Source organism: Citrobacter sp. MGH105, assembly GCF_001037485.2.
Lineage (GTDB): Bacteria > Pseudomonadota > Gammaproteobacteria > Enterobacterales > Enterobacteriaceae > Citrobacter > Citrobacter portucalensis.
Window position 1 is genome coordinate 4,244,958 of sequence record NZ_CP073048.1, and the last position, 11,877, is coordinate 4,256,834.

An 11,877-nucleotide genomic window follows, 5' to 3' on the forward strand; every position below is an offset into this window, starting at 1 on the left:
AAACCATGAAAAGTATGTACAACCATCAACTGATTAATTTTATGTACTCCGAAAAATTCAGCACAATTCGCTTAAGTTTTGCAGAAACTTCTCCCCTTAAGTAAGGCATTTGCTGGGGTGAGGGTTGACATCAGTCTTCATATCCAGTACCACTAAAAGCATATCGCATTCGCCTGGAGCTTAATTGATGACTTACATTGCTCGTTTTAACGGTCTACTACTACTAAACGCATCTTCATTGCGCGGTAGACTGGTGGACGACATTCAGCATTAAGTCAGCTCCAGTTAAGACAAAAACCCGCGCCGTTGCGCGGGTTTTTTTATGCTCGAAGCAAGGCGCCCTAAGAAACCAAGGACCTAAACCATGAGCCAGCAAGTCATTATTTTCGATACCACCTTACGCGATGGTGAACAGGCGTTACAGGCAAGCCTGAGTGTGAAAGAAAAACTGCAGATTGCGCTGGCCCTTGAGCGTATGGGCGTTGACGTGATGGAAGTAGGTTTCCCCGTTTCTTCACCGGGCGACTTTGAGTCAGTTCAGACCATTGCTCGTCAGGTTAAAAACAGCCGCGTTTGCGCCTTAGCCCGCTGCGTAGAAAAAGATATCGACGTCGCTGCAGAATCGCTGAAAGTCGCTGAAGCTTTCCGTATTCATACGTTTATCGCCACCTCGCCGATGCACATCGCGACGAAATTACGCAGTACGCTGGATGAGGTCATTGAGCGCGCGGTCTACATGGTTAAGCGTGCGCGTAATTATACCGATGACGTGGAGTTCTCCTGCGAAGATGCAGGCCGTACCCCTATCGCCGATCTGGCTCGCGTGGTTGAAGCAGCCATTAACGCGGGTGCTAAAACCATTAACATCCCTGATACCGTCGGTTACACCATGCCTTTCGAATTTGGGGCAATCATTTCTGGCTTGTATGAACGCGTACCAAATATCGATAAAGCCATCATCTCCGTACACACCCATGATGATTTAGGTTTGGGCGTCGGCAACGCGCTGGCAGCAGTTCACGCCGGAGCGCGTCAGGTGGAAGGCGCGATGAACGGTATCGGCGAACGCGCCGGTAACTGCTCACTGGAAGAAGTGATCATGGCGATCAAAGTGCGTAAAGATATCCTGAATGTACAGACCCGCATCAATCACCAGGAGATCTGGCGTACCAGTCAGTTAGTCAGCCAAATCTGCAACATGCCTATTCCGGCAAACAAAGCCATTGTCGGTAGCGGCGCCTTTGCCCACTCCTCCGGCATCCATCAGGACGGCGTACTGAAAAACCGTGAAAACTACGAAATCATGACGCCTGAATCCATTGGTCTGAACCAGGTACAGTTGAACCTGACCTCCCGTTCCGGACGCGCCGCGGTGAAACACCGTATGGACGAGATGGGATATAAAGAAAATGAATATAGCCTGGACAACCTGTACGACGCATTCCTGAAACTGGCGGACAAAAAAGGTCAGGTATTTGATTACGACCTGGAAGCGCTGGCCTTCATTAATAAACAGCAGGAAGAACCGGAGCATTTCCGTCTGGATTACTTCAGCGTGCAGTCCGGCTCCAATGACATCGCCACCGCCTCCGTCAAGCTGGCCTGCGGTGAAGAAGTTAAAGCCGAAGCGGCGAACGGTAACGGTCCGGTCGATGCTATTTATCAGGCCATCAACCGTGTAACTGAATACAACATCGAACTGGTGAAATACAGCCTGACCGCCAAAGGGCACGGTAAAGATGCGCTGGGTCAGGTGGATATCGTTGCCAACTATAACGGTCGTCGTTTCCACGGCGTCGGTCTGGCGACAGATATCGTCGAATCTTCTGCTAAAGCGATGGTGCATGTGCTGAACAACATCTGGCGCGCCGAAGAAGTCGAAAAAGAATTGCAACGCAAAGCTCAGAACAACGAGAACAACAAGGAAACCGTGTGATGTCGAAGAATTATCATATTGCTGTTTTGCCGGGTGACGGTATTGGCCCGGAAGTGATGGCGCAAGCCCTGAAGGTACTGGACGCAATCCGTAACCGTTTTAACATGCGCATTACCACCAGCCACTACGACGTGGGTGGTGCCGCGATCGATAACCACGGTCAGCCGCTGCCACCTGCAACAGTTGAAGGCTGTGAACAAGCTGACGCCATTCTGTTTGGCTCCGTTGGCGGCCCGAAATGGGAAAACTTACCGCCAAACCAGCAGCCAGAGCGTGGCGCACTGCTGCCATTGCGTAAGCACTTCAAATTATTCAGCAACCTGCGCCCGGCTAAGCTCTACCAGGGGCTGGAAGCGTTTTGCCCTCTGCGCGCAGATATTGCCGCGAACGGTTTCGACATCCTGTGCGTACGCGAACTGACTGGCGGGATTTACTTCGGTCAACCAAAAGGCCGCGAAGGCAGCGGACAACATGAAAAAGCCTTTGATACCGAGGTTTATCACCGTTTCGAGATCGAACGTATTGCGCGTATCGCGTTTGAATCCGCTCGCAAACGTCGCCGTAAAGTTACGTCGATTGATAAAGCTAACGTACTGCAAACGTCTATTCTGTGGCGCGAAATCGTCAATGAAATTGCTAATGAATATCCAGACGTTGAACTGGCGCATATGTACATCGACAACGCGACAATGCAGTTAATTAAAGATCCATCCCAGTTCGACGTGTTGCTGTGCTCTAACCTGTTTGGTGACATTCTGTCTGATGAGTGCGCCATGATCACCGGTTCAATGGGCATGTTACCGTCCGCCAGCCTGAATGAGCAGGGCTTCGGTTTGTACGAACCTGCTGGCGGCTCCGCTCCGGACATCGCCGGGAAAAACATTGCCAACCCTATCGCCCAGATCCTGTCGCTGGCGCTGCTGCTGCGCTACAGCCTGGATGCCAATGATGCGGCAACCGCAATTGAGAGCGCCATCAATCGCGCATTAGAAGAAGGCATTCGCACCGGAGACTTAGCCCGTGGCGCTGCCGCAGTCAGTACCGATGAAATGGGCGACATCATTGCCCGTTACGTCGCAGAAGGGGTGTAATCATGGCCAAAACGTTATACGAAAAATTGTTTGATGCGCACGTCGTCTTTGAGGCGCAAAACGAAACCCCACTGTTGTACATCGACAGACATCTGGTGCATGAAGTGACCTCTCCGCAGGCGTTTGATGGTCTGCGCGCGCATGGCCGTCAGGTGCGCCAGCCGGGTAAAACCTTTGCCACCATGGATCACAACGTCTCTACCCAGACCAAAGATATCAACGCGTCGGGTGAGATGGCGCGCATCCAGATGCAGGAGCTGATTAAGAACTGTAACGAATTTGGCGTCGAGCTCTACGATCTGAACCATCCGTATCAGGGTATCGTTCACGTGATGGGGCCAGAACAAGGTGTGACGTTGCCGGGTATGACCATCGTCTGCGGCGATTCCCACACCGCTACACACGGCGCGTTCGGCGCACTGGCATTTGGCATTGGCACCTCTGAAGTTGAACACGTTCTGGCGACGCAGACCCTGAAACAGGGGCGCGCCAAAACCATGAAGATTGAAGTCAACGGTAAAGCAGCCCCTGGCATTACCGCCAAAGATATCGTGCTGGCGATTATCGGTAAAACCGGTAGCGCAGGCGGTACCGGACACGTGGTTGAGTTTTGTGGTGAAGCCATCCGTGCATTGAGCATGGAAGGCCGGATGACCCTGTGCAACATGGCCATTGAAATGGGTGCTAAAGCGGGTCTGGTTGCACCGGATGAAACAACCTTTAACTATGTGCAGGGTCGTTTACACGCACCGAAGGGCGAGGATTTTGACCACGCGGTTACATACTGGAAAACGCTGAAAACCGACGACAACGCGACGTTTGATACCGTCGTTACCCTGCAGGCAGAAGAGATCGCACCGCAGGTCACCTGGGGAACAAACCCGGGTCAGGTCATCTCGGTGAACGATAATATTCCCGACCCGGCGTCATTTGCCGATCCCGTTGAGCGTGCATCAGCTGAAAAAGCGCTGGCGTATATGGGGCTGAAACCGGGTATTCCGTTAACGGAAGTGGCTATCGATAAAGTGTTCATCGGTTCCTGCACCAACTCGCGTATTGAAGATTTACGCGCCGCGGCAGAAATCGTCAAAGGGCGCAAAGTTGCGCCGGGTGTGCAGGCACTGGTGGTGCCGGGCTCTGGTCCGGTGAAAGCGCAGGCGGAAGCAGAAGGTCTGGATAAGATCTTTATCGAAGCCGGTTTTGAATGGCGTTTACCGGGCTGTTCCATGTGCCTGGCGATGAACAATGACCGCCTGAACCCAGGCGAACGCTGCGCATCCACCAGCAACCGTAATTTTGAAGGTCGTCAGGGCCGCGGTGGTCGCACGCATTTAGTCAGCCCGGCCATGGCCGCCGCTGCCGCCGTAACCGGTCATTTTGCCGACATTCGCAGCATCAAATAAGGAAACTACCATGGCAGAGAAATTTACCCAGCATACCGGCCTGGTTGTCCCACTGGATGCCGCCAACGTTGATACCGACGCAATTATCCCTAAACAGTTTTTGCAGAAGGTTACGCGCACCGGTTTTGGCGCCCATCTGTTTAACGACTGGCGTTTTCTGGACGAAAAGGGCCAACAGCCGAATCCTGAGTTCGTTTTAAACTTCCCGGAATATAAAGGGGCATCAATTCTGCTCGCACGGGAAAACTTTGGCTGCGGCTCTTCACGCGAACATGCGCCGTGGGCACTGACCGATTACGGCTTTAAAGTGGTGATCGCACCAAGCTTCGCCGACATCTTCTACGGCAACAGTTTCAATAACCAACTGTTGCCGGTGACCCTGAGCGACGCGCAGGTAGATGAAATGTTCGCGCTGGTGAAAGCCAATCCGGGCATTAAATTTGAAGTGGATCTGGAAGCGCAGGTGGTGAAAGCAGGCGATAAGTCCTACAGCTTTAAAATTGACGACTTCCGCCGCCACTGCATGCTGAACGGTCTGGACAGCATCGGGCTGACGCTGCAACATGAAGCGGCCATCACCGAGTACGAAGACAAGCAGCCAGCGTTTATGCAGTAATCTCTTCCGCTGGTCACCACACGGTGGCCAGCCCCTTCTCTTCGCCTACAGCGTATCGCCGTAATAGATTTGGTAGCCAAGATTGACGCTGCCCGGCGCATCTTTCCCGTTCAAACGCTTAATCAGAATATCCGCCGCCGTTTTGCCAATCTCAAAGCGTGGCGTAATCACGCTGGCGATTTTTTGCAGCCGCGCACGGCCAATTTCCAGCCCGTGGAAACCGGCAATCGCCATTTTTCCCGGCACATCGTACTGCTGTGCCTGACACTCCAGCAGCGCGCCAACCGCCAGGTCATCGTTGGTACAGAAAATGGCGTCAATATCCGGCTTTTCCGCCATCGCCTGCTGGAACATCTTGCGTCCCAGCGCCACCGACGAAATAGTTTTTGGCGCAAGGTGGTACGCTTCCAGTCCCTGCGCCGCCAGCGCTTTCTCGGTGCCGCGAAAACGGCTAAGGTCTCGGGGGTCATCCATCGAGCCAAAGAAAGCAATGCTGCGTTTGCCGCTGTCGATAAAAGCCTGCGTCATTTCAAACGCGGCTTTTTCGTTATCAAACCCAACCTGAATATCAAGATACTGGCCGCTAATATCCATCAGTTCCGCCACCGGTACGCCGCTGGCGCGCACGTACTGGATCATTCGCTCGGTATGCAGCTTTCCCGTGAGGATCAGGCCGTCGATATTGTAAGAGAGCAGGTTCAGCACCTCGCGTTCTTCACGCTCGGCATCATATTCGTAGTTGGCGATCAGCGTCTGGTACTGGCAGGCCGAGGTGACGGATTCAATCCCCGCCAGCACGTCGGCAAAGATCTGATTACGAAACGAGGGGATCAGCACACCAATGGTTTTGCTACGTGCGTTGAGCAGAATTTCCGGGGCACGGTTGGGGATGTAGTTGTTCTCTTCCATCACTTTCGAAATCAATTCGCGGCTGCGTTGCGACACCTGATTCGGGTCACGCAGATAACGGCTGACCGTCATCTTATTCAGCCCGGCCAGATTAGCGATATCCTGTAATGTCATCCGATTGTTTTTCATGAGGTTCTCTACGACCAACAGCCCATTATGCTCGCAGAGAACCTTATCACAGCCGGTTAGCGACTGCACTCCTCGCTCAACCTTAACGCGTAGCCATCTCAGCCGACGGCGACGTGGTTTCATTTTGCGCACGAACGCAGTACATCAGCACCACCGACGCCAGCAGAGCAATCGCCATGAAGGTGTAGGAGACGCCCGGCCCGCCGGTCACACCGTTGAGGTAACCCACCAGCCACGCGCCGAGGAATGCCCCTAACGCGCCAAAACTGTTGATCATCCCCATCGACACGCCGGAGACGTTGCGCGGCAGCAGTTCGGGGATCAGCGCAAAGAACGGCCCGTAAGGCGCATACATACAGGCGGCGGCCACAACCAGCAGCGCGTAGGAGAGCCAGAAGGACTGGTTGCCCAACAGCCACGAGGCAAAAAACGCGATGGCGGCAATCAACAGCAGCGGCCAGATAAACAGCTTACGGTTCTGGAACTTATCGGACAGCCAGGAGACGGTCAGCATCATGCAGATCGCCGCCAGATACGGCACCGCTGCCAGCCAGCCTACCGCCACAATGTCCATCTGAGCCGCATTTTTGAGGATTGACGGCATCCACATCATGAAGCCATACACGCCGATGCTCCACAGCGCATGCACCGCGCAAAGCATAATGACGCTGCGTGAACGCATCGCTTCACCGTAGTTACGCATCGGTTTGATGTTGCGCTGCTCGCGATCCATCGCCTGCTGTAATGCCTGTTTCTCCTGCTCGCTCAACCAGCCCGCATCCGCCGGTTTGTCCCGTACCAGAATCACCCAGCAGAACGCCCAGATCACCGCCGGGATACCTTCGATAATAAACATTTCGCGCCAGCCCCAGGCTTCAATCAGGTAGCCGGAGACTATCGACATCCACAGCACTGTGACCGGGTTGCCGAGAATTAAAAAGGTGTTGGCGCGCGAGCGTTCAGTTTTGGTAAACCAGTTGCTGATATAAATCAGCATCGCGGGCATCACCGCTGCTTCGACGATGCCGAGAATAAAGCGGATCGCCATCAGCGTTGGGATATTGCTGACAAAGCCGGTCGCCGCGGCACAAAGCCCCCAAAGGATCAGGCTGTAAAAAATCATTTTGCGCACGCTACGCTTAACGGCGTACATCGCGCCCGGCACCTGGAAAAAGAAATAGCCCAGGAAGAATAACGCGCCAATTAACGATGCTGTTCCCTGAGTAATTCCTAAGTCATGTTCAATACCGGCGGCTGCGGCAAAGCCGTAATTGGCGCGGTCGAGATAAGCTAAGCTGTAGGTAATAAAAATAATCGGCATTAAATACCACCAGCGACGCGCTGGCAGTTTTGCGAGCATATTCATACTCACTCCTTGGATTATTGTTTTCGCTCAGGCCGCGCGTTGCGGCCCATTATTGATCAGACCGCGGCGAGCATGCCGCCGTCCACAAACAGAAGATGCCCATTCACAAAGTCAGAGGCGGGCGCGGCAAGATAAACCGCCGCGCCGATAAGCTCTTCCGGGTTACCCCAGCGAGCGGCGGGCGTGCGCTGGAACAGCCAGGCGGAGAATGCTTCATCGTTGACCAGCGCGGTGGTCATGTCGGTAGCGAAATAGCCGGGAGCAATGCCGTTGACCTGAATATTGTATTCCGCCAGTTCCACGCACATGCCACGGGTTAACATTTTGACCGCGCCTTTTGACGCCGCGTATGGAGTAATGGTTTTACGACCTAATTCGCTTTGCATTGAGCAGATATTAATAATCTTCCCGCGGCGGCGTTGCACCATGTAGCGGGAAACCTGCTGCGACACCAGAAAGACCGATTTCTGGTTTACATCAATCACTTTGTCCCATTCAGCCTCCGGGAATTCGGTGAAGGGATAACGACGCTGAATTCCGGCGTTGTTAATTAAAATATCAATGGCCCCAACTTCCTTTTCAATTTGCGCGATGGCGCGCGCAACCTCTTCCCCGTTGGTGACATCAAAACCATAACCAACGGCGCGATAGCCTTCGGCAACCAGTTTGTCCGCCGCCGCCTGAGCGCGCTGCTGGGTAATATCGTTAATCACAATCTCAGCACCGTGCGCCGCCAGACCGTTGGCCAACAGGTTACCAATGCCCTGAGCGGAACCGGTAATCAGCGCGCGTTTGCCGGTCAGGTCGAATAGGTTTTTCATAAAAAACTCCTTTTTTAATAACTGTTACGCGTAACTGTATACGCGTAACAGTAGAAAAAAGAAGATCCAGGAAGAGGAAAATGATCGTTATGTGATCAGCATTACATTTACGTGCAAGATGAAAAAAAGAGGGATTGGCCTGATAAGCGTAACGCGATCAGGCCGTAAAGACAGGTTGCCGGATGGCGGCGTAAACGCCTTATCCGGCCTACAAAAACGACAAAAGCGAATACGAAATGTCGTCCGGTCGAGCACTGCAACGCCGGGACTGCACCGGACTAAACATCCTTCACCCGCCCGGTCATCCATAGCGTCACCACCGAAATCACCGCAATTACCCAATAGACGGCATAGTGACCGTAGCTTTGCGCAACAGCCCCCTGAATCACCCCTGCCAGAATGACTCCCGTTGAAATACTGTTGGTAAATAATGTGGTCGCTGACCCCGCACGTCCGGGCATCAGATCCTGAAACCACAGCATGCCTATTCCGGCGATAATACCGATAAATACCGCGTTAAACAGTTGCAGCACCAGCAGCGCCGTACGGCTGTGAAAGAAGATCAAACCAAGATAAAACAGCACGCCTGCCGCGACGGCCGCGATCATCATTCGCCGTTTGCCAAAGCGCTTCACGTAATAGCCCGCAAGAATCATCGCCGGAATTTCCAGCCCAGCCGCCGTCCCCATCAGGATCCCGGCCAGCTTGTCTGGCAAGCCCAGTTCGAGGCTTATCCACAGCGGCATATCGATGATGTACATGGTGTTGCAGGTCCACATCAGCGTGGAGGCAATAAACAACATGCGCACATTTTTGTCCTGCCAACCGCCGGTCTGTTCCAGCGGCACGTCTACAGGCTGCTCCACCCGGGCGACTGACGGCAATATCAGCGCAATCAGCACCAGGCTAATGGCAAAAATCCCTGCGGCAATGGAAAACATCGCCGTAAAGCCGTAATTCAGCGCCAGCATAAAAGCCAGCGGTGGGCCAACTACCCAGGCCAGTGAAAGCTGCGCACGCATCACCGAGCTAAACATCACCACTTCACGCGCGGAGTTATCAGCATATTCCCGCGCCAGCGCAAACAGCTGCGGCATGGCGGTGTTCGCCAGCGAGGCCAGCAGCACACCGCAGGTGATCAGCGTAAGATAGTGACGATTAAAGGCAAACAGCAACGCATTGCCAATTGCCATCAGGCAGCAGAACATGATCAACTTACGTCGATCGCCCTGGCTGTCGGATCGTTTCGCGAGGCCAAGGCTGACGACGATCCCGACAATCGCATTGACGGTGTAAAACAGCCCGACCCAAAATGGCTGCGCCCCGACCTCACGGCTCAGGAACAGACTCAGCGTGGGTGCCTGCAATGCCCCCGCCACGCCCATCATAAAAGCGACCAGCATAAATGCCGCGTAAACGCCGTTGAGGCGCCGTCCCATGGTCATAATCCAGAGCATTGTTATCCCTATTGGCTGGGCTGATACGAAAAAAGCCAGCAGAAAAAATCTGCTGGCGGGTGATTTTACACCAATACTCAGTCACACATGATGTCTGCAATTTCCAATTCAGGAGTCAGATGTCATCTCCCACTGCATCAGCTCTTCGAGCATCTTTAAGCGCTGCGGGGCACTCAGGCAAGCCAACCAGGACGATTTTTCTGTCGCGGTAAAGTACTTCAACCAGAACTGACGCATAGATGACCCCTTCGTTGTCTCATCGCTTCATCGGAATCTATTATTGGCTTAATATAGGGATTATAAAATTGCTGAGTTTTCCGCAGGAGTTCCCCTTTTATGTCTTCTGGTCGTTTGCAACAACAGTTCATCCGTCTGTGGCAATGCTGTGACGGCAAGACGCAAGACACGACGCTCAACGAACTGGCGGATCTGCTGAGCTGCTCGCGCCGCCATATGCGTACGCTGCTTAATACCATGCAGGATCGTGGCTGGTTAACGTGGGAAGCTGAAGTTGGACGAGGTAAACGCTCGCGACTGACATTCCTCTATACCGGGCTGGCGCTCCAGCAGCAGCGCGCGGAAGACCTACTGGAACAGGATCGCATCGATCAACTGGTGCAGCTTGTCGGTGACAAAACGGCCGTACGGCAAATGCTGGTCTCCCACTTGGGCCGCAGCTTTCGCCAGGGTCGGCATATCATGCGCGTTCTCTATTATCGCCCCATGCACAACCTGCTCCCCGGTACGGCATTACGCCGCTCCGAAACCCATATCGCCCGCCAAATCTTCAGTGCCTTAATTCGGGTAAATGAGGAAAATGGGGAACTGGAAGCGGACATTGCCCATCACTGGCAGCAAATTTCACCTTTGCATTGGCGGTTCTTCCTGCGCCCGGGGATCCATTTTCATCATGGCCGCGAGCTGGAAATGGAAGATGTTATCGCCTCGCTGAGGCGCATTAACGCCCTGCCGCTGTACTCACACATCACGCAGATCGTCTCTCCCACGGCCTGGACGCTGGATATCCATCTGGCCCAGCCAGATCGCTGGCTTCCCTGGCTATTGGGGCAGGTCCCCGCCATGATCCTGCCGCGAGAATGGGAAACGCTAAACAACTTCTCCAGTCACCCGATTGGTACCGGTCCGTATGCGGTAATGCGCAACACCAATAACCAACTGAAAATTCATGCATTTGATGATTACTTTGGCTACCGGGCCTTGATCGACGAAGTTAACGTTTGGGTATTACCCGATATCGGAGAAGAACCGGGCGGCGGGTTGACGCTAAAAGGCCCCACAGAGGATGAAAAGGCGATCGAAAGCCGCCTCGAAGAAGGCTGCTACTACCTGCTGTTTGATGCGCGTAGCCACCGTGGCGCTAATCAGGAGGTTCGCGAGTGGGCAAGCCGCGTTCTCTCGCCAACAAATTTAATCTGCCACGCCGATGAACAGTACCAGCGGTTGTGGTTTCCCGCCTACGGTTTGCTTCCCCGCTGGCATCACGCCAAACCAGGCCATGGTGAAAAACCCGCCGGGCTGGAAACGCTGACAATCACCTACTATCGCGATCATATCGAACACCGGATTATCGCGCAGATCATGAAAACGTTGCTGGCGCAGCATCAGGTACAGTTGAATATTCAGGAGATCGACTACGATCAGTGGCATGCAGGTGAAATCGTCAGCGATATCTGGCTCAACAGCGCCAACTTTACCCTCCCGCTGGACTTCTCACTGTTCGCCCATTTGTGCGAAGTCCCTTTGCTGCAAAACTGTATCTCGCGTGACTGGGAAAACGATGCGGCTCGCTGGCGAACGGGCGAAATGAGCCTGGCAGCATGGTGCCAACAGTTGCTCGCCACAAAGGCCATTGTGCCATTAATCCACCACTGGCTGATCATTCAGGGACAGCGCAGTATGCGCGGGCTGCGCATGAATACCCTCGGCTGGTTTGATTTTAAATCGGCATGGTTTGCGCCGCCGGATCCTTAATTGCTGCTGAGCAACAAAATCATTACACTAACGCCGTTCTCAACGGGGTGCTATGCAATATGCTGGCTGAGAGATACCCGTCGAACCTGATCCGGATAATGCCGGCGAAGGGATTTGAGTCAGTTCCTCAAGTCCTTTGCCACCCAACTCTTGAGGT

Annotated in this window: 11 protein-coding genes and 1 riboswitch; of the genes, 6 read left to right on the forward strand and 5 right to left on the reverse strand. The window is 53.7% G+C overall.

The features are described 5' to 3' along the window. Nucleotides 1-187: 187 nt before the first annotated feature. From leuL to leuD, 5 genes are all read left to right on the forward strand, one after another. The gene (leuL, locus tag SK35_RS20415) at nt 188-274 is read left to right on the forward strand and encodes a leu operon leader peptide (protein ID WP_048998978.1); all 87 of its coding nucleotides are present in this window, start codon (nt 188-190) and stop codon (nt 272-274) included. A 90-nt stretch (nt 275-364) separates the two neighbouring features. Further along, the gene (gene leuA / locus SK35_RS20420) at nt 365-1,936 is read left to right on the forward strand and encodes a 2-isopropylmalate synthase (protein ID WP_003829569.1); all 1,572 of its coding nucleotides are present in this window, start codon (nt 365-367) and stop codon (nt 1,934-1,936) included. After that, on the forward strand, nt 1,936-3,027 hold the full coding sequence (leuB, locus tag SK35_RS20425; RefSeq protein WP_003829570.1) for a 3-isopropylmalate dehydrogenase: 1,092 nt from the start codon (nt 1,936-1,938) through the stop codon (nt 3,025-3,027). The genes leuA and leuB overlap by 1 nt, the downstream gene beginning before the upstream one ends. Nucleotides 3,028-3,029: 2 nt before the next feature. Continuing rightward, entirely contained in the window at nt 3,030-4,430 is a 1,401-nt protein-coding gene (leuC, locus tag SK35_RS20430) for a 3-isopropylmalate dehydratase large subunit (protein ID WP_048214947.1), read from the forward strand. A gap of 10 nt (nt 4,431-4,440) precedes the next feature. Next, complete coding sequence (leuD, locus tag SK35_RS20435; RefSeq protein ID WP_003829572.1) at nt 4,441-5,046, forward strand: 3-isopropylmalate dehydratase small subunit; 606 nt, start codon at nt 4,441-4,443, stop codon at nt 5,044-5,046. Between the two features lie 45 nt (nt 5,047-5,091). Here the strand turns inward: leuD and idnR are convergent, their stop codons facing one another. The 5 genes from idnR to sgrT all read right to left on the reverse strand — a co-directional run bounded on the left by idnR (nt 5,092) and on the right by sgrT (nt 9,965). Beyond that, the gene (idnR, locus tag SK35_RS20440) at nt 5,092-6,084 is read right to left on the reverse strand and encodes a DNA-binding transcriptional regulator IdnR (RefSeq protein ID WP_032944294.1); all 993 of its coding nucleotides are present in this window, start codon (nt 6,082-6,084) and stop codon (nt 5,092-5,094) included. An 82-nt stretch (nt 6,085-6,166) separates the two neighbouring features. Next, the gene (locus tag SK35_RS20445; protein ID WP_048214948.1) at nt 6,167-7,450 is read right to left on the reverse strand and encodes an MFS transporter; all 1,284 of its coding nucleotides are present in this window, start codon (nt 7,448-7,450) and stop codon (nt 6,167-6,169) included. Between the two features lie 56 nt (nt 7,451-7,506). Then, nucleotides 7,507-8,271 carry a gluconate 5-dehydrogenase gene (idnO, locus tag SK35_RS20450; protein ID WP_003829575.1) on the reverse strand — a complete coding sequence of 255 codons (765 nt, stop codon included), beginning with the start codon at nt 8,269-8,271 and terminating at the stop codon, nt 7,507-7,509. A 278-nt stretch (nt 8,272-8,549) separates the two neighbouring features. Beyond that, nucleotides 8,550-9,728, reverse strand: coding sequence for a sugar efflux transporter (locus tag SK35_RS20455; protein ID WP_048214949.1), 1,179 nt, complete (start codon nt 9,726-9,728; stop codon nt 8,550-8,552). Nucleotides 9,729-9,836: 108 nt separating this feature from the next. Then, nucleotides 9,837-9,965, reverse strand: a complete 129-nt coding sequence (sgrT, locus tag SK35_RS20460) for a glucose uptake inhibitor SgrT (RefSeq protein ID WP_020996233.1) — start codon at nt 9,963-9,965, stop codon at nt 9,837-9,839. 99 nt (nt 9,966-10,064) lie between these two features. Between sgrT and sgrR the strand changes: the two genes are divergently transcribed. Beyond that, entirely contained in the window at nt 10,065-11,720 is a 1,656-nt protein-coding gene (sgrR, locus tag SK35_RS20465; protein ID WP_048214950.1) for an HTH-type transcriptional regulator SgrR, read from the forward strand. A gap of 33 nt (nt 11,721-11,753) precedes the next feature. Then, nucleotides 11,754-11,851: riboswitch (TPP riboswitch) on the forward strand. Nucleotides 11,852-11,877 lie beyond the last annotated feature (26 nt).